Here is a 23,386-nt window from a genome sequence, read left to right on the forward strand (position 1 = left end):
GGGAGAGGAACGCTCATGAAGGGCTTTACGGAAGGCGCGGCACCGGATGCCGGGGTGCTTTCGCGCCGGGCTCAAAAGGGGGGCGGCCCGTTTGCATTCCGGGCGGCGCTTGCGGTGTTTCCCGCCTTGGGGATTCCTTCCGGTTTCCCTGCCGGCACTAGGTATCTTTCCTGTGAGCTAGTTCCGCGTCAATTGAGCTTTCTCCCGCCGGTTGCACAGGAGTTGGACAGCCGCGCCCCTGTCCGCGGGGAAAGGGGGCGCGGACATGCGAAAACCCCCCTACCCGTGAAGCGGGTAGGGGGGTTTCGGCGGGCTCGGGGCGCTGTGCGGCGCCCGGGTGCGCGGTGGTGCGCGCGGGCCTCTCAGGCGCGCACGAGGGCCAGCACCTCGTCGCGGACACGGGCCATCACGTGCGGCTCGCGGGCCTCGACGTTCAGGCGCAGCACCGGTTCGGTGTTGGAGGCGCGCACGTTGAACCACCAGTCGGCGCCGCTGACGGTCAGTCCGTCGAGTTCGTCCACGCTCACCCCCGGGCGTGAGGGGTAGGCGGCGTGCAGGGCCGCCAGGCGGCCTTTCTGGTCGCTGACGGTGGAGTTGATCTCGCCGGAGGCCGCGTAGCGGTCGTAGGCGGCCACCAGGGCCGACAGGGGGCCGTCCTGGTGGCCGAGGGCGGCCAGGACGTGCAGGGCGGCGAGCATGCCGGTGTCGGCGTTCCAGAAGTCGCGGAAGTAGTAGTGCGCGGAGTGCTCGCCGCCGAAGATCGCGCCGGTGGCGGCCATTTCCTGCTTGATGAAGGAGTGGCCCACGCGGGTGCGCACCGGGGTGCCGCCGTGTTCGCGGACCACTTCGGGGACGGTCCAGGAGGTGATCAGGTTGTGGATGACCGTGCCGGTGCCGCCGTTGCGGGCCAGTTCGCGGGCGGCGACCAGGGCGGTGATGGCCGAGGGGGAGACCGGGTCGCCGTTCTCGTCGACGACGAAGCAGCGGTCGGCGTCCCCGTCGAAGGCGATGCCGATATCGGCGCCCTCCTCGCGCACCCGCTGCTGGAGGTCGACGATGTTCGCCGGATCCAGCGGGTTGGCCTCGTGGTGGGGGAAGGTGCCGTCCAGTTCGAAGTACATCGCTACGACGGTCAGCGGCAGGCCCTCGAAGACGGTGGGCACGGTGTGACCGCCCATGCCGTTGCCCGCGTCGACGACCACCTTCAGCGGCCGGATCGCGGTGAGGTCGACCAGGGACCGCAGATGGGCCGCGTAGTCGCCCAGGGTGTCGCGGCGGGTCAGGGCGCCGGCCGTGCTCAGGGAGGGCGGCGCGCCCTGGGCCAGCCAGCGCTCCACCAGGGCGCGGATGTCACCCAGGCCGGTGTCCTGGCCGACCGGGGCGGCGCCCGCGCGGCACATCTTGATGCCGTTGTACTGCGCCGGGTTGTGCGAGGCGGTGAACATCGCACCGGGCAGGTCAAGCGCGCCCGAGGCGTAGTACAGCTGGTCGGTGGAGCACAGGCCGATCTGGGTGACCGCGCAGCCGCCCAGGGCCGCGCCCTGGGAGAAGGCCAGCGCGAGCGCGGGTGAGGTGGGGCGCATGTCGTGCCCGACGACGATCGCCTGCGCGCCCGTCACCTGGGCGAAGGCGGCGCCGAAGAGTTCGGCCAGGGAAGCGTCCCACTGCTCGGGGACGATCCCGCGGATGTCGTAGGCCTTGACCAGGCCCGACAGGTCGGCGCCGCCGGCCGCGGCGGCGCGCGCGGCGGCGGAGGGGGCGGTGGCGGGGGCGCAGTGGTGTGCGGTGTGGTCCGAGGTGAGGGACAAGGGTGCCTCCGGTTCGGGGAGCGGAAAAAACAGCGGGGGGCCGGGAAGAGGGCCCGGCAGCGGGACCGTGCGAGGAGCCGTACGAGAGGTTTGGCGGGGGCTTGGCGGGGGTGTCGTGGGGGCAGCGCAAGGCCGGGCGCGCTGTCCGCGGGGGGGGCGAACGGCGCGCCCGGCGGCGCGGGAGGCCCTCGCGTCAGGGCAGCGGCGTGTGGTCAGCGGCGGGGCAGTTCCACCGACAGGGAGTGGCGGAAGAAGCCGGTGGGGTCGTAGCGCTTCTTGACCTGCTGCAAGCGCGGGTAGTTGTCCTTGTAGTAGAGCCTCTGCCAGGGCACGCCGGAGGTGTTGCGCCGGGGGTCGGCCACGTCACGGTCGGGGTAGTTGATGTAGCAGCCGTCGGTGCGCTCGTCAGGGACGGGCACTCCCCCGGTCCGGGCGAAGAAGTCCTCGTACAGCTCGCGTATCCAGCCCAGGTAGAAGTCGTCGTCCTTCTGCTCGGCCCAGAAGGTCTGGAAGCACATCTTGAACGCGGAGCTGCGCTGGGCGTTGGCGGTGGCGTCCGGGGCCAGGGCGTTGACCTGGCCGCCGAAGGAGAACAGCACCAGCATGGTGTCGGGGTTGTGGAAGTCGGCGCGGGTCATGTGCCGGTAGAGGGCGGCGAGCTGGTGGTCGGTGAAGTTCTTGCGCATGTAGGCGGACTTGTGGGCGCCGCGCGAGGTGGGGTTGGTGATGGTGGGGTTGTCGGTGCCGACCAGGCGGGTGGCCTGCAGCCAGGGCATGCGCCGCGGGGCGCGCAGCTGCGGCATGGCGGGCAGTTCGCCGTTGGGCCGGGCCAGGGCTTTGGGCGTCAGTCCGGTGCCGGCCAGGACCGCGCTCATGAAGGACTCCAGGAGGCCTTCGGCGCCCTCGACACCTGCGTCGACCTGGGTGAACATGCCCAGGCTGCCGTGGGCCTCGGCGCTGACGTTGAACAGGCTGCTCAGGTGGCGGTAGGGGGAGGTGGGGGCGGCGTGCTGCTCGTGCCAGGCGCCCCAGTTCTTCAGCAGGCGGCTGAAGCGGGTCTCGTTCAGCTGCTCCCAGGGCAGGTCCACGGCGCTGACCAGGACGGTGGAGGGCGGCTTCATCAGCTGGTCGGCGGGGTCGGTGCCGCGCGCGCCCGGTGAGCGGAAGAAGTAGCGGGTGATCAGGCCGAAGTTGCCGCCGCCGCCCCCGGTGTGGGCCCACCACAGCTCCCGGTGGGGGTCGTCCTGCTCCCGGGTGGCCAGCACGGTGCGGGCGCTGCCGCGGGCGTCGATGACGACGACCTCGACCGCGTACAGGTGGTCGGAGACCAGGCCGTGGGCGCGCGAGAGCAGGCCGTAGCCGCCGCCGCTGACGTGCCCGCCGGCGCCGACGCTGTAGCAGATGCCGCCGGGCACGGCCACGCCCCAGTTCTTGTAGAGGGTTTCGTAGACATTGAGCAGGCGGGCGCCGGGCTCGACGGTGAAGGCCCGCATCCGCTCGTCGTAGCCGACGGCCGTCATCGGGGAGAAGTCCAGGATGACCTCGGTGTCGGGGTGGGCGGCGAGGTCGGCGAAGCAGTGGCCGCCGCTGCGCACCGCGACCCGCTTGTTGTCCTTGAAGGCCTGCTGGAGGGCCTGTTCGGCGTCGGCCGCCGAGGTGATCATCTTGATGTAGTCGGGTCTGGCCACGAAACGCTGGTTGTTGCCGCTGCTCAGCAGCGCGTAGCGGGGATCGTCGGGGCCGATGCTCGCCCCGGGCGCCCGCGGGGTGCGGGCGCCCGGGGCGGCGGCGGCCGGGTTCACCAGGGCGGGGGTGACAGCGGTGGCGGCGACCGCGGCCCCCGCGACCGCGGCGCCGCGCCCTATGAGCGTGCGGCGATCGACATCGTTCATCGTCGGCTACCTCGTCTTTCCGGCTCGTTGCGGGCCCGCGCCGCACGGGCGGGGCCCGGGAGCGGACCGGCCCGGCGGATGCCGGGCCGGAGCACGTCCCCCGAAGAGGGCGGCGGAACACAAAAGAAAAAAAGGGGGATGGAAGAGGGGGGAGGGGGGTGGTCAGGCGGGGGTCTGGGCGGGGGCGGTGTCGGTCTGCTGCGCCGGGAGGTCCCCGGCGAGAGCGCCGCCCTGCTGCGGCTTGCCGTCGCGGCGGTCCAGGCGCACCGAGTAGGCGGCCACCGCCAGCGCGCCGGCGGCCAACAGCGCGCCGATCCAGTTCGGGGCGGTGTAGCCCAGGTCGTGGTCGATGGCGAAGCCGCCCAGCCAGGCGCCCACGGCGTTGCCCAGGTTGAAGGCGGCGATGTTGGCCGCCGAGGCAAGGGCCGGGGCGCCGTCGGCCTTTTGCAGCACCCGCATCTGCAGCGCGGGCACGGTGGCGAAGCCCGCGGCGCCGAACAGGCCCAGGGTGATGGCCGCGGGCACCTGGGCGTGCGCGGTGAACACGAAGATCACCAGGACGGCGCTGAGGGCGGCAAGGGCGAGGGACAGGGTGCGCATCAGCGCGCGGTCGGCCAGGCGGCCTCCCACCACGTTGCCCGCGCACAGCCCGACGCCGAAGATGACAAGGAGCCAGCTGACCGCGCCGTCGGAGAACCCGGCGACCTTGGTCATCATCGGGGCGATGTAGGTGAAGGAGGCGAAGACCGCGCCGAAGCCGAGCGCGGTGACCGCAAGGGCCAGCCACACCTGGCCGCGGCGGAAGACGGCGATCTCGCTGCGCAGGCCGCCGGAGTCCTCGCGCGGCTGGGGCGGCACCAGGGCCAGGATGCCGAGCAGGCCCACCACGCCCAGGCCGGTGACCACCCAGAAGGTGGAGCGCCAGCCGAAGTGCTGGCCCAGGAAGGTGCCCATCGGCACGCCCAGGACGTTGGCCACGGTCAGGCCGATGAACATCAGGGAGATCGCGCGGGCCTTGCGTTCGGGCGCGACCAGGTTGGCGGCGACGACCGAGCCGATGCCGAAGAACGCGCCGTGGGTCAAGGCCGCCACCAGACGGCCCGTCATCAGCAGGGCGTAGCTGCCGGCGACCGCGCACAGCAGGTTGCCCAGGATGAACACGGCCATCAGCACGGCCAGCATGGTCTTGCGCGGCAGCCTAGTCCCGGCGGCGGTCATCAGCGGGGCCCCGACGACCACACCGAGCGCGTAGCCGGTCACCAGCAGGCCGGCGGAGGGGATCGAGACGCTGAGGTCGTCGGCGACCTCCTCCAGCAGGCCCACGATCACGAACTCCGTGGTGCCGATGCCGAAGGCGCCTAAAGCCAGCGCCAAAAGGGCGATGGGCATCTTCTAACTCTCCTTGTCGTGGTGGTGCCAGGGGCGGGTGCGCGCACCGCGCCCCGGGTGGTCTTCGAGCAGGGCCCGCAGGCGCCGGCGGCCGCGGTGCAGCCGGGAGTTGACGGTGCCCGAGGGGATGGCGAGGGCCGCGGCGATCTCCTCGTAGCGCAGGCCCTCGACGTCGGCGAGGTAGACCACGATGCGCAGCGCGGCGGGCAGGGAGCGCATCGCCTGGCTGATCGCGGCGTCGGGGATGCGGTCGACGACCTGGGCCTCCACCGAGGCCAGGGCGGCCGAGGCGTGGGAGGCGGCGCGCGCCTGCTGCCAGTCCTCGATGTCGGGCACCGGCGCGAAGTGCGGGCGGCTCTTCTGGCGCCGGTAGGCGGTCAGGAAGGCGTTGGTCAAGATGCGCGACAGCCAGGCCCCCAGGCTCGTGCCGGGGCGGAACTGGTCGAAGCCGCGGTAGGCGCGGGCGTAGGTCTCCTGCACCAGGTCCTCGGCGTCGGCCCGGTGGCGGGTCAGGCGCAGCGCGTGGGCGTACAGGCGCCCCCGGTGGGCCAGCGCGTCGCGTTCGAAGCGGGCCGTGCGCTGCGCGGCCGTCTCCGGGCCCACCGCCGCGGGGCCCGGCCCGGGCGGGGCCTTGGCCGCCCGCACCGCATGCCACGGGCCCGGCCGGCCGGCGGGGCGGCTCGGGTGGGGCAGGGTGCTGGTGCCGCTGCGGGCCGCGGCGGACGCGGGCTGCGGTTCCATGGGGCGTTTCCTTCGGTACGGGGGTCAGGGGACGCGTGCTGGAAGAAGAAGAGGAGCGCGAGGGCGGAAGAAGCGGGAAAAGGGGGCGGGGAAAGAGGGGAAAGAGGGAGGGGGCGGTGCGTCCCCGGCGGGGGAGACTGAAGGACGCACCGCCGCTGTGGTGTCCCCCGGCACCGGGCGCGCTCCCCCGCCTGCGGGGGTGGCGTGCGAGGGCGCGAGGGGCCGGCCGGTGCCGGTTACCGGGGGCGGGTGTGCTCGATGGTGTCGGCGACGTGCTGCCAGGCCCGGGCGCATTCGCCGGCGGCGGCCGCGACCATGTGCGCCCGGTAGGAGGGCACACAGGCGGTGATGCGCTGGAACTGGGCGGGCAGGTGCATCTCCAGCAGGCGCAGCAGCAGCCGTCCCGTCTCGCTCTGGCGCAGCGAGGGGTCCTTGCACAGGCTGGTGAAGACCCGCTCCAGGCCCGGACCCTGACCCTGGCCTGGGCCTGGGCCTGGGCCTGGGCCTGGGCCTGGGCCTGGGCCTGGGCCTGGGCCTGGGCCTGGGGTGCGGGCGGGGGGCGCCGCCCGTGCCTCCTGTCCGGCCCGCCGGGCCGGCCCCGGTGCGGGTGGGGGTGCGGGGTCGGGTCCGGGAGGGGGGTGGGGGGTGCGCAGGGCCGGGGGCAGGGGGTCCTCGCCGCGCTCCAGGCGGGCGCGCACATCGCGCACGGTGCCCGGGGAGACGCCCGCGCGGCGCGCGATGTGGCGCAGCGAGGCCTGCGGTTCGGCCGCGATGAGCCGGCTGGCCGCCCGGCGTCCGGCCACCGGGTCCACGGGGCGGAACTTGCCGTCCTGGCCCACGCGCACCGCGGGGGCCTGGTCGGGCGGCAGGCCGCGCCGGCGCAGGGCGGCGACCGTTTTGGGATCGAGGCCCGCGACGGCGGCGACGGCCCGGTCCGACCAGTGGGCGTGGGTGATGATGATGCGGGCGGCGGCCGCGGCGCGTTCGGCCAGGGTCAGCGGCATGCCGTGGGCGGTGTTGCTCTCCACGGCCAGGACGAAGGCGTCTTCGGTGCTGCCGTCGAAGTAGGTGACCTCCACCAGGTCGCGCTGGTGCATCAGGGCCGCGCGCAGCCGGTGCATGCCGTCGATGACCCGCATCGTCTCGCGGTGCACCAGGATCGGCGGCAGCACCGCGCCGCAGGCGCCCAGGGTCCGCGCGTGCTGGAGGTTCTCCCCGATGCGCGGTGAGTCGGCCGGGCGCAGGACGGCGACGGGCACCTGGTGCACGGCCCCGTCCAGGGCCGCCTCGAGGCCGTCGGCCGCCTCGCCGGGTGGGCTCGGCGGCTGTTGCGGCAGCGTCGAGCGGTGGCCGGAGCCGGGGTGTGCTGGGGGGTTGACGCCCATGCGCGGTGCACCTCCTCCACCAGGGGGTCGGATCCGGTGCCGTCACCTGTGCCGGAGGCGGCCCGCCGCCGGCGCGGGGGGTCTCCCCGGCCGGCACCCCCTGACCGTACATAGCTGTCGTTCGGTTTCTGCCGGGCCTGCCGGGGCCGCGGCGCGATCTGGGCAAGTCGCCCGGCCCGGGCGGGACGGGAGTGTGCAACCGGGGAGTTTCCGCGGTTGCACACCCCCGGCGGCGGCCCCCGGGTGCGGCCCGGGGGCCCGGCGCGGCGCGGGGGTCAGGCCGCGGAGGCCAGCGAGTGCTGCGCCACGAAGTCGCGCAGCCAGGACCGGAATTCAGGGCCCAGGTCCTCGCGCTCCCAGGCCAGGCGCACGGTGGCGCGCAGGTAGTCGGAGCGGTCGCCGGTGTCGTAGCGCCGGCCGCGGAAGATGACGCCGTGCACCGGGCCGGCCGACGCGCTCGCGGCCAGGGTGCGCAGCGCGTCGGTGAGCTGGATCTCGCCGCCGCGGCCCGGGGCGGTGGTGCGCAGCGCCTGGAAGATCTCGGGGGCGAGCACATAGCGGCCGATGACCGCGTAGTTGCTCGGTGCGGTGCCCGGTTCCGGCTTTTCCACCAGGTCGGCGATGGCCACCACGTCGCCGTCGGCGCCGGGGTGCAGGCGGGCGCAGCCGTACAGGTGGGCCTGGGCGGGGTCGACCTCCATCAGGGCCACCACGCTGCCGCCGTGGCGGGCGTGGACCTGGGCCATCTGGGCCAGCAGCGGGTCGCGCGGGTCGATGAGGTCGTCGCCCAGGAGTACCGCGAAGGGCTCGGCGCCCACGTGCCGGGCCGCGCACAGCACGGCGTGGCCCAGGCCGCGCGGGTCGCCCTGGCGGATGTAGTGGATGTCGGCGAGGGTGCTGGGGGCGCTGACGCGGCGCAGGCGGTCGGCGTCGCCCTTGCGGCGCAGCGTCTCCTCCAGTTCGTGGTTGCGGTCGAAATGGTCCTCCAGCGGCCGCTTGTTGCGCCCGGTCACCATGAGGATGTCGGACATTCCTGCGGACACCGCTTCCTCGACGACGTACTGGATAGCGGGTTTGTCCACGACCGGAAGCATTTCCTTGGGCGTGGCCTTGGTCGCCGGGAGGAATCGGGTGCCCAGGCCCGCGACGGGAACAACTGCCTTGGTAATACCGACAGACGCGACATTCATGGGATTCACGCTAGAGGGGGCGCCGGCGGGCGCGGAAGCAATAGGGGGCGCGCCGGGGCGACTTCGGCAATTGCGCGGGGCACGGTCGCGGCGGTGTTCTCCCGGCGGTCGCGGCGGTGTTCTCCCGGCGGTCGCGGCGGTGTTCTCCCGGCGGTCGCGGCGGTGTTCTTCCAGGCGTTGTGGCGGGTGTTCTCTTGATGGTGGCGGCGGGGTTTCTCCGGGCGGTTGTGGTGGGTGTTCTCCCGCCCCGTCTAGACTGCGCTGCTCCAGGGAATGTCGCCGGTTGTCCGCGGTTGCGGGGGCCGGTGCCGAGCGGGGAGCGGGTAGGGCGTGAGGGCAGAAGCGGCCGACAGGCGCGGCGGGCAGCAGGTGCCCTCCCTGGAGCTGGCGCGGCTGGCGGCGCGGCTGTGTGCCGTGCTGGATGCCACCACCAACAGCAGGGCGGCCCAGTACGGGCTGACCCGCGCCGACTACGACGTGCTGGCCGCGCTGCGCGGCGCGGGAGCTGAGCTGCGGCTCAAGCCCACCGAGCTGGCCGTGCGCTGCCGGCTGTCCTCGGGCGGCACCAGCAATGTGCTGCGCCGGATGTCGGAGTCGGGCTATGTGGTGCGCGAGGCCGACCTGGCCGACGGGCGCAGTGCCTGGGCCCAGCTGACCGAGGAGGGCCTGCTGATCACCACGCGGATCCAGGACGCGGTGGCGGCCGTGCAGGAGCGCCGCCTCGCGCTGCTGCCGCCGGGCGCGGTGGACGCGCTGTCAGCGCTGCTCGCCCAGGCCGCGGACGTCCTGGACGCCCCCGAATAGGCCCCGGGTTCAGGCCGGTACGCGGCTGCGGGCGTGCAGGGTGCTCACCGCGCGCAGCAGCCGGGCGGCGTCGGGCACGCCCTCGGTGCGCCAGGAGCCGATGACCAGAGTGGGCACGGTGTGGATGCGGTGGGTGCGCCGGGCCTCGTCCTGGGCCTGCTGGTGGTGGGCGGCGGCCTGCGGGGAGGTGGTCCACTCGCTGAACCGCCAGGGGTCAAGGCCCGCCTCACCGGCCAGGGCGCTCAGCGTCTTCAGATCGGCGATGTCGAGGCCGCGGTGGAAGTAGGCGTCGAAGACGGCCGTGTCGTAGGCGGGCCCGGCGCCGTGCCGCCAGGCGAAGACGTGCCCGTACATGGCCAGGTGGGTGCGCGGCAGCGGTCCGGCGGGGGCGGCGGCGAAGGGCACGCCGAGCCGGTGGGCCATGGGCACCACGGAGTTCTCCCAGACGCCTTGCGGATAGTCCTTCTTGCCGCTGGCCGGTATGCCCTCGGGGTGCAGTTCGTAGGCGCGCCAGCGCACGGTGTGGTCCTGGGCGAGGCCGGTGTCGGCGATCACTTTGCCCGTCATGACGGAGAAGGGGCACAGATAGTCGAACCACACGTCGATGGTCAGGGACATCAGGACTCCTTACACAAAACAAAAGCAGGAAAGGCGCAGCGGCCTGCCGGGCGCGGTGCGGTGCGGGCGGGCCGGCGCCGGGTGCCCCGCCCCCGGCCGGCCGGGCGGTGCCGGGGCGGTGGGGGCGGGGCGACGAAGGTGCGGTGTGGCGGGAGGCTGTTGTCGCGCGGGGGAAAAGGGGCGGGGACACAGGAAGAGGGGCGGGGTGGGGATTTTCTCAGGCGGGGCGGGCGGGGGTGTCAGCCGGCGAGGGCGGGGGCTGGCAGATGACGACGTCGTCGAGGACGGCGATCAGGCGCGGGCGCTGGGCGGCGGGCCCGGTGAGGCCGGGAAGGTCGCTCAGGGGGTGGATGGCGATGGCCAGCCGGCACGCCCCGCTGCTGGCATCGGCGTGGTGGACGCGCAGGCCCAAAACGAGGTGCAGGGCCTGTCCGGCGGGGCGGGGGCCGGTGCGGGCCAGGCCCAGTTCCTGGATGCTCACGCCCTGCGGCGCCGGCCCTCGCGCCGGGGCGGGCAGCCACGCGGCCAGGGCCCGCTCCAGGCGGTCGAAGGGGATGGCCAGGGCCGTGCAGGTCACCGGGTGGCTCCGTGGCGGCACACGCAGAACCAGTAGAAGCTGTGGCCGGTCAGGCTCAGCTGGTAGGGGCGCGGGCCGATCGGCGGGAAGGTGGTCTGGCCGGTGACCTCCACCGGGACGACGCCGCTGTAGGCGCGCAGGTCGAGTTCGACCGGCTGGGGGTGGCGCGAGAGGTTGTTGACGCACAGCATCTCGGTGGGGTGGCCGTCCTCGTCGAAGTGGCGGCGCACATAGGCAAGGACGGCGGCGTTGGAGGTGGGTATCTCCTCGAAGTCGCCCAGGCCGAAGGCCTTGTGGTGGCGCCGGCGTGCGGCCAGCATGCGGCGCGTCCAGCGCAGCAGGGAGGCGCGGTTGTCGCGCTGGCTCTCCACGTTGACGGCCGGGTAGCCGTAGACGGGGCCCAGGTTGGTGGGCAGGGTCAGGCTGGCCGGGTCGCCCTCGGAGAAGCCGGCGTTGCGGTCCGGGGTCCACTGCATGGGGGTGCGCACCGCGTCGCGGTCGCCGAGCCAGATGTTGTCGCCCATGCCGATCTCGTCGCCGTAGTACAGGATCGGCGAGCCGGGCAGGGACAGCAGCAGGGCGGTGAACAGCTCGATCTGGTCGCGGTCGTTCTCAAGGAGCGGGGCCAGGCGGCGGCGGATGCCGATGTTGGCGCGCATCCGCGGGTCCCTGGCGTACTCCGCGTACATGTAGTCGCGTTCTTCGTCGGTGACCGTCTCCAGGGTCAGTTCGTCGTGGTTGCGCAGGAACAGCCCCCACTGGCAGGCGGCGGGCAGCTTGGGGGTCTTGGCGAGGATCTCCGAGACGGGGAACTTCGATTCCTTGCGCACGGCCATGAACAGGCGCGGCATGAGCGGGAAGTGGAAGGCCATGTGGCATTCGTCGCCGCCGCGTTCGTAGTCGCCGAAGTAGTCCACGACGTCCTCGGGCCACTGGTTGGCCTCGGCCAAAAGGATGCGGCCGGGGTAGTGGGTGTCGATGACCTGGCGCACCCGCTTGAGGAAGGCGTGGGTTTCGGGCAGGTTCTCGCAGTTGGTGCCCTCGGCCGCGTACAGGTAGGGCACCGCGTCCAGGCGGAAGCCGTCGATGCCCAGGTCGAGCCAGAACCTGAGCGCGGAGATGATCTCCTCCTGCACGGCCGGGTTGTCGAAGTTCAAATCGGGCTGGTGGGAGAAGAAGCGGTGCCAGTAGTACTGCTTGCGCACCGGGTCGAAGGTCCAGTTGGAGGTTTCGGTGTCGACGAAGATGATGCGGGCGTCGGGGTACTTCTCGTCGTCGTCGGCCCACACGTAGTAGTCGCCGTAGGGGCCCGTCGGGTCGGCGCGCGAGGCCTTGAACCAGGGGTGCTGGTCGCTGGTGTGGTTCATCACGAAGTCGGTGATGATGCGCAGGCCGCGCGCGTGGGCGGCCTGCAGCAGGGCACGGAAGTCCTCCAGGGTGCCGAACTCGGGCTGCACCGTGCGGTAGTCGGAGACGTCGTAGCCGCCGTCGCGCAGCGGGGACTTGAAGAAGGGCGGCAGCCACAGGCAGTCCACGCCCAGCCATTGCAGGTAGTCCAGCTGGGAGGTCAGGCCCTTCAGGTCGCCGACGCCGTCGCCGTCGCTGTCCTTGAAGGAGCGGACCAGGACCTCGTAGAAGACGGCCCGCTTGTACCAGTCGGGGGTGTCGGTCACCGCTTTGGTGGAGGGGGTGGGGGGCACGGGCGCGCGCCGGGCTGCGGTGGCTTCGGCCTGGTCGGTGCTCAAGGGTTCCTCCAGGTGACGGCGGGGTCCCGGAGTGCTCCGGGCTGAGGGCGTCGCGGGGCGAGGGGGCCGCGCGCGCCCGTCTGCGGCCTGGTGCGGCACGGTGACGGACGCGCGCGGGGGGCGGTGCCGGTGGGGCGGCGGGTGCGGGGCCGGTGGGGCGGCGGGGTGTGCGCGGCAGGGGCGGCGGGGCTGGCCCCGGGGGGTGGTCAGCGGCCGGGAGGCCGCTCCTGGTCCGCCCCCGGGGGCCCGGGTCGTTGACCTGGCAAGGGTTTCAGGATTCTGAGGCCGCCCGGCGCGGGCAAGGAAGGGTGTTTCATCCCGGCAAGTTGCCCAAGTCGCCGGTCGCCTGCGGGAATGCGCCGGGCTCGCTTCCGGCCTTGCCTCCGGGCTTGCTTCCGGGCTTGCTTCCGGTGTTGCTTCCGGGCTTGCGCGGGAGCCGCGAAATGGCGCATCGCCGGTTTCTCCACCGCGTGGTGGAGCAGTGCGGCAAGCAGCAAGCTCACCGTGAACGCCGCGGCCAGGACGAGCAGGGCCGCCGGGGTGGTAAACGCGCGCCCGCCCAGCGCCTGGTGGCCGTGGATGAGGACCAGGCGGTGCACCAGGTACAGGGCGAAGGAGACCTCGCCGAGGTAGAGCGCCGCGGGCGCGCTCAGCGCGGTGCGGCGCCCGGTGGTGTCGGCGTGGGCCAGGGCGCCGATCAGCAGGGCGATCGGCACGATCGTGGCGGCCACCAGGCCGGCCAGGTAGGGCAGCTGGGTGGCCAGCACATAGCCGGCGCCAAGCGCCGCTGCCGCACCCGCCGGGCGCGGGCCCCGCCAGCGGCCCTCGCGCACGATCCGGGCCAAGGCCATGCCCAGGACGAACTCGGCTGCGCGCACCGGCGGGAAGACGTACAGCAGCCAGTACTGCCACTGGCCGGTGGTGCCGTCGGGCAGGGCCAGGGCCGGGGTGGCGGGCAGCAACGCGACAGCGGCGGGCAGGGCGGTCACGAACGCGGCCAGGCCCGCGGCCAGCGGCCAGAGCCCGCGCGCGGGCAGGGCGCGCACAGCCCGCCACAGCAGCGGGAAGGCGAGGTAGAACAGCAGCTCGCAGGAGAGGGACCAGCTGACCGGGTTGCCGCTGACGTACAGGTGCGGCTGCGGGAAGAAGGACTGCACCAGCAGCACGTTGGCCGCCACCGCGCCGGGCGCCGCGGCGGTGCCGGTGGCGGCCAGCAGCACGAAGGCGGCAAGCGCGGTCACCAGGTGGGCGGGGTAGATCTTGGCGAGCCGGCGCCGCCAGAAGCGGCGGGCGCTGTCGCCGGGCCGCGCCGACCAGGCCAGGACGAAGCCGCTGAGCACGAAGAAGAACGACACGCCCACCCAGCCGGCCTTGGACAGCACCGCGGCCAGCTGGCGCTGGGTGCCCGCCTCGGCGAAGAAGCCCGCGAAGGAGGCGTGGAAGGCGAACACCGAGGCGGCGGCGGCAAAGCGCATGCCGGTCAGCGAGGGCAGACGGTGCGGGCGGACGACAGCGGAGCCGGCGGTGGCGGCGGAGCCGGCGGTGGCGGCGGTGGCCATGGGGGCACACTCCTGGGCGGTCACGGCACGGGGCCGCACGGGACGGGACCGCGCGGGACGGAGCCGCGCGGGACGGGGCGCTGCGGGGCCAAGGGGGGCCGGGCGGGAAGGCCGGGCGCAGCGGGGGCGGGGCGAGGCGGGCGGAGGGCGGCGCGGTGGCGGGCGGAGGGCGGGTCCGGCGCGGTGGGGGCGGGGCGGGGCGGGGCGCGGCGGGCGGCGAGCGAAGGCGGGGGGGGCGGACGGGTCCGGCGCGGTGGCGGGGTGGTCCCGGAGTGCGGGCGGTCCGGGGCGGTGGTGGCGGGGCAGGGCGCGGCGGGCGGCGAGCGAGGGCGGCGCGGCGGACGAAATGCGGGCGGGTCCGGCGCGGTGGCGGGGTGGTGCCGGAGTGCGGGCGGTCCGGCGCGGTGGCGGGGTGGTGCCGGAGTGCGGGCGGTCCGGCGCGGTGGTGGCGGGGTGCGGCGCCGCCGGCCGTGGTGCCGGGGCCCGGTGTGGTGCGGGGCGGGCGGGTGGAGGGATGGGGGCGCTGCCCTCTTTCTCAGGTGACCAGTGAATACGCCGCGCCCTCGTACGGATTTGCGAACTGCGCGTCGACTGGGGCAAGTTGGACGAGTCTCCGGTCGGGCCCCGCTGTTTATTGCTCCCTTGCGCGAGCGCGGGGTTGACTCCGAATGTCCCTGATTTCGGCCATCGGCCGGGCTGTTTCTTCTTCCGGGGACGGATCTCATCCGACGACAGGGAGACCTCGTGTCCAAACGCATCCTGGTCGTGCTTTCCGAATACGGCTACTGGGGCGAGGAACTCGTGGGCCCAATCGAGGCATTCGACGCACGCGGGTATCGCACCACGTTCATGACGCCGCACGGCAAACGGGCGCAGGCCCTGCCGCCCAGTCTCGATTCCGAGTACATCGACCCGCCGCTGGGCCGCGCGGTCACCTCGCGGGACATGGCCCGGCGTGCGAGAGCGCTGGATGACTCCAGCCGTCTGGACAATCCCCTGAGCCTGGCGGAGATGATCCCCGAGCGGCCGTACTACAGCGCCCTGAACCACCTGCGGGAGCTGGAGAGTTACCACAGCAACCTGGCGGCGGCCGTGCAGGAGCTGCTGGGCGGCTTCGACGCGCTGGTCATCGTCGGCGGCAGCGGCCCGATCGTGGACCTGGCCAACAACGAGCGGCTGCACGAGCTGATCCTGGCCTTCGCCGGCGCCGACAAGCCGATCCTGGCCGAGTGCTACGGGGTGGCCGCGCTCGCCTTCGCCCGGGACTGGGACTCCCGCGCCAGCCTGCTGCGCGGCAAGCACGTCACCGGTCACCCCAAGGAGTACGACTACAAGGACGGCACCGGCTTCGTGGGGGTCGACTTCAACATGGGCCCGCCGCCCTACCCGCTGGAGTACATCCTGCGCGATGCCACCGGCCCCGAGGGGGCCTTCCACGGCAACGTGGGCAAGGAGGTCTCGGTCGTCGTGGACTTCCCGTTCATCACCGCGCGCTCCACACCGGACTCGGTGACGGCCGGGGAGATGCTCATCGAGGTGCTCGACAACGGCCTGCGCCGCTACGGCTGGTGACCTGCCGCCCCGGCCCCGCGCCCGGCGCCGCCGCCGGTGTCGCCCCTGGTGCCGTGTTCGGTGTGCCCGTGATGCCGTGGCCGGTGCCCTCGGGTGCCCTGCGGTGAAGGAGGAGATGCCCATGCCCGCCAAGGCCGCCAGGCCCGCCAAGGCCGCGGTGTTCGAGCAGCTGGCCGCCGACGGCGTGCGCTACCTGTTCGGCAACCCCGGCACGGTCGAGCAGGGCCTGCTGGACCTCGCCGAGGACAGCGCGGTCGGCTATGTGCTGGCCCTGCACGAGAGCGTGGCGGTGGCCATGGCCGACGGCTACGCGCGCGCGGCCCAGCGCCCCGGCGTCATCCAGCTGCACAGCGCGGTGGGCCTGGGCAACGCGATCGGCATGCTCTACCAGGCCCGGCGCGGCAACTCCCCGCTGGTGGCGCTGGCCGGGGAGGCGGGGGTGCGCTATGCGGCCCTGGACGCGCAGATGGCCGCCGACCTGGTGGCCATGGCCGGGCCGGTCACCAAGTACGCCACCCGCGTGCTGGAGGCCTCCTCGGTGCTGCGGGAGCTGCGCCGCGCGGTGAAGATCGCCATGACGCCGCCGCGCGGCCCGGTCCTGGTGGTGCTGCCCGCCGACGTGCTGGAGCAGCACACCAGCGAGCCGGTGGTGCCCGCCCCGCTCCCCCACACCCGTGCCGTTCCCGAGCCGGCCGCCCTGGCACGGGCCGCGGACCTGCTCGCGGCCGGCCGCCGGCCGCTGATCCTGATGGGTGACGGCGTCGCGGCCAGCGGCGCCCAGCAGGCCCTGACCGAGGTGGCCCAGGCGCTGCGCGCGCCGGTGTGGGGGGTGAACTCCTCCGAGGTCAACTTCGATGCCACCCACCCGCTGTACGCCGGCACGCTGGGGCACATGTTCGGCGCCGACAGTGCGCGGGTGGTGGCGGGCGCGGACGCGGTGCTGATCGTGGGCACCTATGTGTTCCCCGAGGTCTTTCCCTGCCTGGACAGCCCGTTCGACCCGGGCGCGGCGATCGTGCACATCGACGCCGACGCCTATGAGATCGCCAAGAACTTTCCCGTCGATCTCGGGCTGGCCGCGGATCCGGCCCTGGCCCTTGAGGGCCTGGCCGTCCACCTGGCCCACCGCCCGCACCCCGCCCCCGGCCAGGACCGGGAGCGGGAGCGGGGCCACGGGGCGGCGGGCGGTGTTCCGGCGGCCCGCCCGCCGGGCGGGGGCACGGGGGCGGGCGGGGAGGGTTGGCTGATGGACTGCTTCGCCCGGGAGCTGGCCGCCCGGGCCCCGGGCGACCTGGTGGTCTTCGACGAGGCGCTGACGGCCTGCGGCCCGCTGCTGCGGCATCTGCCGCCGCGGCGGGCGGGCCGCTACTTCCAGACCCGCGGCGGCTCGCTGGGGGTGGGCATCCCCGGCGCCCTGGGCGTCAAACTGGCCCGCCCCGACCTGCCGGTGGTGGCCTTCACCGGCGACGGCGCCAGCATGTACACCGTCCAGGCACTGTGGAGCGCGGCCCGCTACCGCATCGGCGCCGCCTTCGTGATCTGCAACAACCGCCGCTACCAGCTGCTGGATGACAACATCGAGCGCTACTGGGCCGAGCTGGGCATCGCCCCGCGCGCCCACCCGGCGGCCTTTGACCTGTCAGGGCCCGACATCGACTTCACCGCCCTGGCCGCGGCCCTGGGCGTGCCGGGGCAGCGGGTGGACAAGCCCGCGCAGGTCCCCGGCGCCGTGCGCGCCCTGCTGGACCACCAGGGCCCCTACCTGGTGGACCTCAACACCGCCTGACCCCGCCCCCGCCCCAGGGGCGGGGGCGGGCAAGTCCTCGTGGAGCCAAGGGAGTTCACCCATGTCCGACGTGCAGAGCCCGCCCGCGCGGCCCACCGCCGCGGACGCCGCGATCGGCGACCTGGTCACCGCCTGGTACCGGGCGCTGGACCGGCACGACCCGCTGCACACGCTCACCCCGCTGGTCACCGACGATGTGGTCATGCACCTGCCCGAGGGTGCGGTGCACGGCCACGACGGCCTGGCCCAGTGGTACGAGGCCGTCACCCACCGCTTCTTCGACGAGCGCCACACCCTCACCTCGCTGGACATCCGCCGTGCGGCGGGCCCCTGCGCACAGGCGGACATCGTCGTCAACTGGCAGACCAGGACCTGGCAGCCGCCCGCCGCGCGCAGCACCTGGCTGGGCTTCGACGCCTACCAGCAATGGACCCTCGCGCACACCGAGGGCCGCTGGCGCATCCGCACCTACACCGTCACCGCCCTGGCCCCGATGCCCGGCTCGCCCCCGCTGTGAGCCCCCGCGCCCGCACCCCGCGCCCGCGCGGGCCGGGCCGGGCCGGGCCCGCATTCCCCCCCCGCTTCTCCCACGCCACCACCGACTTTGGGACCCTCCACATGGCCATCGTCAAACCCCTGCCCACCGGCCGCCTCGCCGGCAAACGCCTTGGCATCCTGCTGGAAAGCGGCTACGTCGAGGAGGAAATCGCCTACTACCAGCGCCGCTTCGCCGAGGACGGGGCCGAGGTGATTTTGCTGACCCGCCTGTGGGGGCTGTCGTCGATCACCTTCACCGGCCAGGGCCACCAGGCCCCGCTGACCGTCGAGGGCGACCTGGAGGCGGTCGACTTCCACGAACTGCTGCAGTACTCGGCGCTGATCGTGCCCTCCGGCCTGGTCGCCGAGCGGCTGCGCTACAGCGAGGACGTGGACCAGATCTCCCCCGCCCTGGAACTGCTGCGCCGCGCCTTTAGGGTGCCCAGCGTGCTCAAGGCGTTCTCCTGCCACGGCCTGCAACTGCTCTCCGCCGCCCCCGAGCTGCTCAGGGACCGGCCGGTGACCTGCCACAACAACGTGGCCGGCGATGTGCGCAACATGGGCGCGGTCTACCTCAACCAGGACCTGGTGGTCGACCGTGACCTGATCACCTCGCGCACGGTCGAGCACTGCCATCTGCTGGCCCGCACCGTCATCGAGCGCCTGGACATCCCCGCCCGGGCGGTGGCATGAGCGCGCCCGCCCAGCTGCCGTTCTCCTTCTCCGACCTGACCACCGGCCACGTCAGCGGCCGGCTCGGCAGCCGCTTCACCCTGACCACCCCCGACGGCCGCGAAGTGATGATCCACCTCAGCGGCGCGACCACCGCCCAGCGCCTGCGCAACCTCGGCGAGCCCTACCAGGACGTGACCGGACAGCTCGATGCCCTGCTCACCCCGGGCACGTACGTGTTCGTCTACGGTCCCATCTACCCCACCCCCGGCGGCCTGTTCTTCCAGGCCGACCGGGTGGTGATCGCCGCCGGGGCCGGCGCGGTGCCGCCCTGGCAGCAGCAGGGCTGGTGGACGCGCCAGCTCAGGGAACTGGCCTGCTTCTACCGCCGCTCGCAGTTCGGCACCGGACCCGCCGACTTCGCCGAGTACCGCACCGAGATCCACGGCAGCGGCCACAAGACCACCCAGCACATCCAGGAGACCGACACCCTCTCCCGCCTGGTCTACGGCATGGCCAGCGCCTACCTGCTCACCGGCGAGGAGGACTTCCTCGACGTCGCCGAGCGCGGCGCGCGCTACCTGCACGAGCACCTGCGCTTCTTCGACGCCGAGGAAGGCACCGTCTACTGGTACCACGGCGTGGACGTGGCGGGGCCGGTGGAACGCAAGCTGTTCGCCTCGGAGTTCGGCGACGACTACCGCGCCATCCCCGCCTATGAGCAGATCTACGCCCTGGTCGGCCTGGCCCAGACCTACCGCATCACCGGCGACCCGGTCATCGGCCAGGACCTGCGGGCCACCGTCAAGCTCTTCGAGAGCGCCTTTCATGACCCGCGCCTGGGCGGCTACTTCTCCCACATCGACCCGGTCACCCTCAGCCCCCACCACGACAGCCTGGGCCCCAACCGCTCGCGCAAGAACTGGAACTCGGTGGGCGACCACGCCCCCGCCTACCTGATCAACCTGTACCTGGCCACCGGCGAGGAACGCTACCGGCGCATGCTGGAGCACACCTTCGACATGATCGTCACCCATCTGCCCGACCGCTCCCGCGACAGAAGCGTCTTCGTCAACGAGCGCTTCCACGCCGACTGGAGTCCCGACCACGACTGGGGCTGGCAGCAGAACCGCGCGGTCGTCGGCCACAACCTGAAGATCGTGTGGAACCTGATGCGGATGCACGCCGTGCTGCCCAAACGCGAATACCGCCAGCTCGCCGAACAGCTGGCCGCCGACCTTCCGGCCGTGGGCCGCGACCCACAGCGCGGCGGCTGGTACGACGTCCTGGAGCGCGAGGCCCAGGAGGGCCGGCACGCCTTCGCCTGGCACGACCGCAAGACCTGGTGGCAGCAGGAACAGGCCATCCTGGCCTACCTCGCCCTGGCCGGGGCCACCGGCCAGGACGGCCACCTGCGCCACGCCGATGAGGCCGCGGCCTTCTACAACGCCTTCTTCCTCGACCACGACGAGGGCGGCGTCCACTTCACCGTCCTGGCCAGCGGCATCCCCTATCTGCTGGGCAACGAACGCCTCAAGGGCAGCCACGCGATGGCGATGTACCACAAGGCCGAACTGTGCTACCTCGCCGAGGTCTACACCCGCCTGCTGGTCCGCCGCGAGCCGCTGGATTTGTGGTTCAAACCGCACGCCGGCGCCGACTTCCCCCACCGGCTGCTGCGGGTGGCCCCCGACCTGCTGCCGCCGGGCCGCGTCGAGATCGAGCACGTCCTGCTCGACGGCGCCCCCTTCGACGACTTCGACGCCGCCGAGATGACCGTACGCCTGCCGGCCGGCGAGCAGCGCCGGACCGTCCAGGTCCGCCTGCGCCCCGCCACCGGCCACCCCTGACCCCGCGCGCCCTGTGCTGTTTCACGCTTTGCCGCTGTGCTGTTCCGCCTTCCGCCGCTGTGCCGGTGGCCGCGCCCGTACCGCTTCCGCAGACATACCGATGCAAAGGGATGACGTGATGAGTTTTGAGGCCTACTTCGGATTCACCGGTGACACCGCCACGATCTACCTCAGCGGGGATTTGACCGACAAACGGGTGCCGGCCGTGCGCACCCTGATCGAGCAGGCGCTGTCACGTCCGGTGAACCGGCTGGTGCTGCGCATGCACGGGCTGACCTCCCTGTCGGCGGCCGGGGTGCGCTGCCTGTGCTGCACCCAGCAGCAGCTGCCCGCCGGCGCGCAGATCGTCGTGGACGGCGCCTGCGACAGCGTCCGGCGGATCTTGCAGGCCAGCGGCTTCGCCCAGGCCATCACGCTGATCGAGGGATCTTTGAGCCTGCCCGACGAGCCCGCCGCCGCCTGAACCCCCGCCCGCCCGCACCGCCGGCTCCCGCCGGTGTCCCCTGCCCGTGACGCCCCGCGTATTCCCGGCACTTGTGGCCCTCTTTCTTTTCTGCACCGGTGGAACTTTTTCGCCCCTGAATTTTTTTCCGTACGCCCCCGCGGCACCCGCGCTACCCCAAGGGAGATTCTTCGACATGAAGGCTGTTGTGATGGCCGGCGGCGAGGGCTCACGGCTGAGGCCGATGACCTCGGACCTGCCCAAGCCGCTGCTGCCGGTCGCCGACCGGCCGATCATGGAGTACGTGCTGCGCCTGCTCAAGCGCCACCGCCTGGAGGAGACCGTCGTCACGGTGCAGTTCCTGGCCTCCTTGGTCCGCGAGCAGTTCGGGGACGGCAGCGCGCTGGGCATGCGCCTGAGCTACGCCAGCGAACCGCACGCGCTGGGCACCGCGGGCAGCGTGAAGAACGCCGCCGCCCAGCTGGGCGACGAGCCGTTCGTGGTGATCTCCGGTGACGCGCTGACCGACATCGACCTGTCCGATCTGATCGCCTTCCACCGGGCCAAGGGCGCGCTGGTCACGGTGTGCCTGACGCGGGTGCCCGAGCCGGTGGAGTTCGGCATCACCGTGGTCGACGACCAGGGCCGCGTGGAGCGCTTCTTGGAGAAGCCCACCTGGGGCCAGGTGTTCTCCGACACCGTCAACACCGGCATCTACGTCATGGAACCCGAGGTCCTCAATTACGTCGCCGAGGGCGAGTCCGTGGACTGGTCCAGCGACGTCTTCCCCCGCCTGCTGGAGGAGCACCGGGGCGTCTACGGCTATGTCGCCGAGGGCTACTGGCAGGACGTGGGCACCCACGCCGGCTATCTGCGCGCCCAGGCCGACGTCCTTGGCGGGCGGGTGGGTGTGGAGCGGGCCGGGGTGGAACTCTCACCGTCCGTGCGGGTGGACGCCAGCGCCCGCGTGCATCCCAGCGCCGTGCTGAAGGGGCCGGTGTATGTGGGGCCGCACGCCCAGATCGGGGCGGGCGCCTCGATCGGCGAGCACACGGTGGTGGGCGCGCACGCGGTCATCGACCAGGGCGCCAGCCTGCACAAGGTGGTGGTGCACCCGCACGCCTATATCGGCCCCGGCGCCGGCCTGCGCGGCTGCGTGATCGGCCGCAACAGCAGCCTGCGCCGCGAGGTGCGCATCGAGGAGGGCAGCGTGCTGGGCGCGGGCTGCGTGGTGGAGGAGGAGGCCACCGTCGCCGCCGACGTGCTGATCTACCCGGGCAAGACCATCGAGGCGGGCACCACCGTCAACGACAGCCTGATCTGGGAATCGCGGGCCACCAAGTCACTGTTCGGGCCGCGCGGGGTGCGCGGGACACTCAACAGCCAGATCACCCCCGACCTGGCCGTGCGCCTGGCCAGCGCGTTCGCCACCACCCTGCCGCGCGAGGGCCGCGTCAGCGTGGCCCGCGACCACTCGGTGGCCGCGGCCGTCCTGCTGCCCGCCATGATCTGCGCGCTGCGCGCGGCCGGCCTGCAGGTGCACGACCTGGGACACGTGCCGCTGCCGCTGGCCCGCCGGCACACCGCCCAGAACAGCCACGGCGGCATCGTGATCACCACCACCCCCGGCAGCCAGGAGAGCGTCGACATCGTCTTTGTGGACGCGCACGGCATCGACCTGTCCCCCACCGCCCAGCGCGGCCTGGAGCGCGTCTTTGGCCGGCGCGAGTACCGGCGCGTGCTCTCGGGCGAGATGGGCCGCCTGGACACCGCCCCCACCAGCATCGAGGACTACGCCCAGGCGCTCACCGAACACCTGGGCCCCGCCGAGGGCCACCGGCGCCTGAAGGTGGTGGTGGACGCCGCCTGCGGCAGCACCGCGCTGAGCCTGCCCGCGGTCCTGGGCCGGCTGAGCATCGAGGCTTTGACCGTCAACAACGCCCTGGTGCCCGCCTCCTGCACCGAGACCCCCGCCGAACGCCGCGCCGCCCTGCACACCCTGGGCCACTTCGTGGCCACCTCCGGCGCCGACTTCGGGGTGCGCTTCGACGCCGGCGGCGAACGGCTGTCCCTGGTCGACGAACAGGGCCACATCATCGCCGACGACCGCGTCCTGCTGCTGCTCATCCGCCTGCTGACCACCGAGGCCGGCGGCGGGCGCACCGCGGTGCCCGTCACCGTCTCACGCACCGCCGAGCACACCGCCCACGCCCACGGCGGCCAGGTGCGCTGGGTGGCCACCGCCCCCGGCGACCTCAACCGGGCCGCCGCCGGCGGCGGCTTCATCCTGGCCGCCGACGGCGAAGGCGCCTTCGTCCTGCCCCAGTTCAGCATCTACGCCGACGGCATCGCGGCCTTCGTCAAACTCGCCGCCCTGCTCGCCCGGGACCACACCGCCCTGAGCGAACTCATCGCCCCGCTGCCCACCGTGCACGTGCGCCGGCGTGAGCTGCCCACCGCCTGGCGCATCAAGGGCCAGGTCATGCGCACCGTGGTGGAGGCCGCCAGCGGCCGCCGGATCGACACCACCGACGGCGTGCGCGTCCTGGAGGACGACGGCCGCTGGGCCCTGGTCCTGCCCGACGCGGCCGCCCCCCTGACCCGCCTGTGGGCCGAGGGCCCCGACCCCGCGGCCGCCGACGCCCTGCTGGACGAATGGAGCGAGGCCGTGCGCGGCTCCGCCGCCGCCTGAACCCCCACCCCCGCAGCTGTGCGGGGGGTGTCGAGGGGGGGGGGGGGGGGGGGGGGGGGGGGGGGGGGGGGGGGGGGGGGGGGGGGAGGGGGGGGGGGGGGGGGTGGGGTGGGGGGGGAGTGGAAAG

General features: G+C 73.2%; 18 protein-coding genes. 8 read left to right on the top strand and 10 right to left on the bottom strand.

Features of this window, described 5'->3' with window-relative positions:
- Window positions 1–362: 362 nt before the first annotated feature.
- From AC07GB_RS34445 to galU, 6 genes are all read right to left on the bottom strand, one after another.
- Complete coding sequence (locus AC07GB_RS34445; protein WP_478852543.1) at window positions 363–1,715, bottom strand: phosphomannomutase/phosphoglucomutase; 1,353 nt, start codon at window positions 1,713–1,715, stop codon at window positions 363–365.
- Window positions 1,716–2,020: 305 nt separating this feature from the next.
- Window positions 2,021–3,700 carry an FAD-binding oxidoreductase gene (locus AC07GB_RS34450; protein WP_478852512.1) on the bottom strand — a complete coding sequence of 560 codons (1,680 nt, stop codon included), beginning with the start codon at window positions 3,698–3,700 and terminating at the stop codon, window positions 2,021–2,023.
- Window positions 3,701–3,862: 162 nt separating this feature from the next.
- Window positions 3,863–5,089: an MFS transporter gene (locus AC07GB_RS34455; protein WP_478852514.1), complete on the bottom strand. Its 1,227-nt coding sequence runs from the start codon at window positions 5,087–5,089 to the stop codon at window positions 3,863–3,865.
- A 3-nt stretch (window positions 5,090–5,092) separates the two neighbouring features.
- Complete coding sequence (locus tag AC07GB_RS34460; protein ID WP_478852516.1) at window positions 5,093–5,830, bottom strand: sigma-70 family RNA polymerase sigma factor; 738 nt, start codon at window positions 5,828–5,830, stop codon at window positions 5,093–5,095.
- A gap of 236 nt (window positions 5,831–6,066) precedes the next feature.
- Window positions 6,067–7,215, bottom strand: coding sequence for a ParB/RepB/Spo0J family partition protein (locus tag AC07GB_RS34465; RefSeq protein WP_478852518.1), 1,149 nt, complete (start codon window positions 7,213–7,215; stop codon window positions 6,067–6,069).
- Window positions 7,216–7,490: 275 nt separating this feature from the next.
- Window positions 7,491–8,405: a UTP--glucose-1-phosphate uridylyltransferase GalU gene (gene galU, locus AC07GB_RS34470; protein WP_478852520.1), complete on the bottom strand. Its 915-nt coding sequence runs from the start codon at window positions 8,403–8,405 to the stop codon at window positions 7,491–7,493.
- 330 nt (window positions 8,406–8,735) lie between these two features.
- On the opposite strand from galU, the gene AC07GB_RS34475 reads away from it, so the two are divergent.
- The gene (locus AC07GB_RS34475) at window positions 8,736–9,209 is read left to right on the top strand and encodes a MarR family winged helix-turn-helix transcriptional regulator (RefSeq protein ID WP_478852522.1); all 474 of its coding nucleotides are present in this window, start codon (window positions 8,736–8,738) and stop codon (window positions 9,207–9,209) included.
- Between the two features lie 9 nt (window positions 9,210–9,218).
- Here the strand turns inward: AC07GB_RS34475 and AC07GB_RS34480 are convergent, their stop codons facing one another.
- From AC07GB_RS34480 to AC07GB_RS34495, 4 genes are all read right to left on the bottom strand, one after another.
- On the bottom strand, window positions 9,219–9,827 hold the full coding sequence (locus AC07GB_RS34480; RefSeq protein ID WP_478852524.1) for a DsbA family oxidoreductase: 609 nt from the start codon (window positions 9,825–9,827) through the stop codon (window positions 9,219–9,221).
- Window positions 9,828–10,044: 217 nt separating this feature from the next.
- Window positions 10,045–10,404 (bottom strand): hypothetical protein, encoded by a 360-nt coding sequence (locus AC07GB_RS34485; protein ID WP_478852525.1) that lies wholly within the window; start codon window positions 10,402–10,404, stop codon window positions 10,045–10,047.
- Window positions 10,401–12,104, bottom strand: coding sequence for a maltose alpha-D-glucosyltransferase (gene treS, locus AC07GB_RS34490; protein WP_478852545.1), 1,704 nt, complete (start codon window positions 12,102–12,104; stop codon window positions 10,401–10,403). Before treS ends, AC07GB_RS34485 begins: the two co-directional genes overlap by 4 nt.
- A 251-nt stretch (window positions 12,105–12,355) precedes the next feature.
- A complete protein-coding gene (locus AC07GB_RS34495) occupies window positions 12,356–13,708 on the bottom strand; it encodes an acyltransferase family protein (RefSeq protein ID WP_478852526.1) in 1,353 nt (450 codons plus the stop codon).
- A 744-nt stretch (window positions 13,709–14,452) separates the two neighbouring features.
- Between AC07GB_RS34495 and AC07GB_RS34500 the strand changes: the two genes are divergently transcribed.
- From AC07GB_RS34500 to AC07GB_RS34530, 7 genes are all read left to right on the top strand, one after another.
- Window positions 14,453–15,280 (top strand): type 1 glutamine amidotransferase domain-containing protein, encoded by an 828-nt coding sequence (locus AC07GB_RS34500; RefSeq protein WP_478852527.1) that lies wholly within the window; start codon window positions 14,453–14,455, stop codon window positions 15,278–15,280.
- Between the two features lie 121 nt (window positions 15,281–15,401).
- On the top strand, window positions 15,402–17,066 hold the full coding sequence (locus tag AC07GB_RS34505; RefSeq protein WP_478852529.1) for a thiamine pyrophosphate-binding protein: 1,665 nt from the start codon (window positions 15,402–15,404) through the stop codon (window positions 17,064–17,066).
- A gap of 61 nt (window positions 17,067–17,127) precedes the next feature.
- Window positions 17,128–17,583 (top strand): nuclear transport factor 2 family protein, encoded by a 456-nt coding sequence (locus AC07GB_RS34510; protein ID WP_478852531.1) that lies wholly within the window; start codon window positions 17,128–17,130, stop codon window positions 17,581–17,583.
- 101 nt (window positions 17,584–17,684) lie between these two features.
- The gene (locus AC07GB_RS34515) at window positions 17,685–18,296 is read left to right on the top strand and encodes a DJ-1/PfpI family protein (protein WP_478852533.1); all 612 of its coding nucleotides are present in this window, start codon (window positions 17,685–17,687) and stop codon (window positions 18,294–18,296) included.
- Window positions 18,293–20,125, top strand: coding sequence for an AGE family epimerase/isomerase (locus tag AC07GB_RS34520; protein WP_478852535.1), 1,833 nt, complete (start codon window positions 18,293–18,295; stop codon window positions 20,123–20,125). The genes AC07GB_RS34515 and AC07GB_RS34520 overlap by 4 nt, the downstream gene beginning before the upstream one ends.
- A 118-nt stretch (window positions 20,126–20,243) precedes the next feature.
- Entirely contained in the window at window positions 20,244–20,588 is a 345-nt protein-coding gene (locus tag AC07GB_RS34525) for an STAS domain-containing protein (protein ID WP_478852537.1), read from the top strand.
- 175 nt (window positions 20,589–20,763) lie between these two features.
- Window positions 20,764–23,259 (top strand): sugar phosphate nucleotidyltransferase, encoded by a 2,496-nt coding sequence (locus tag AC07GB_RS34530; protein WP_478852539.1) that lies wholly within the window; start codon window positions 20,764–20,766, stop codon window positions 23,257–23,259.
- The last annotated feature ends 127 nt before the right edge of the window (window positions 23,260–23,386 follow it).

This window comes from Streptomyces sp. NPDC045778 (assembly GCF_056431945.1).

Excerpts from the sequence above, each read along its gene's own strand:
- AC07GB_RS34480 (WP_478852524.1), bottom strand. The coding sequence starts at position 9,827 with ATGTCCCTGACCATCGACGTGTGGTTCGACTATCTGTGCCCCTTCTCC.
- AC07GB_RS34505 (WP_478852529.1), top strand. The coding sequence starts at position 15,402 with ATGCCCGCCAAGGCCGCCAGGCCCGCCAAGGCCGCGGTGTTCGAGCAG.
- AC07GB_RS34530 (WP_478852539.1), top strand. The coding sequence starts at position 20,764 with ATGAAGGCTGTTGTGATGGCCGGCGGCGAGGGCTCACGGCTGAGGCCG.
- AC07GB_RS34465 (WP_478852518.1), bottom strand. The coding sequence starts at position 7,215 with ATGGGCGTCAACCCCCCAGCACACCCCGGCTCCGGCCACCGCTCGACG.
- AC07GB_RS34510 (WP_478852531.1), top strand. The coding sequence starts at position 17,128 with ATGTCCGACGTGCAGAGCCCGCCCGCGCGGCCCACCGCCGCGGACGCC.
- AC07GB_RS34450 (WP_478852512.1), bottom strand. The coding sequence starts at position 3,700 with ATGAACGATGTCGATCGCCGCACGCTCATAGGGCGCGGCGCCGCGGTC.
- AC07GB_RS34515 (WP_478852533.1), top strand. The coding sequence starts at position 17,685 with ATGGCCATCGTCAAACCCCTGCCCACCGGCCGCCTCGCCGGCAAACGC.
- AC07GB_RS34455 (WP_478852514.1), bottom strand. The coding sequence starts at position 5,089 with ATGCCCATCGCCCTTTTGGCGCTGGCTTTAGGCGCCTTCGGCATCGGC.
- AC07GB_RS34525 (WP_478852537.1), top strand. The coding sequence starts at position 20,244 with ATGAGTTTTGAGGCCTACTTCGGATTCACCGGTGACACCGCCACGATC.
- AC07GB_RS34495 (WP_478852526.1), bottom strand. The coding sequence starts at position 13,708 with ATGGCCACCGCCGCCACCGCCGGCTCCGCCGCCACCGCCGGCTCCGCT.
- AC07GB_RS34520 (WP_478852535.1), top strand. The coding sequence starts at position 18,293 with ATGAGCGCGCCCGCCCAGCTGCCGTTCTCCTTCTCCGACCTGACCACC.
- galU (WP_478852520.1), bottom strand. The coding sequence starts at position 8,405 with ATGAATGTCGCGTCTGTCGGTATTACCAAGGCAGTTGTTCCCGTCGCG.
- AC07GB_RS34460 (WP_478852516.1), bottom strand. The coding sequence starts at position 5,830 with ATGGAACCGCAGCCCGCGTCCGCCGCGGCCCGCAGCGGCACCAGCACC.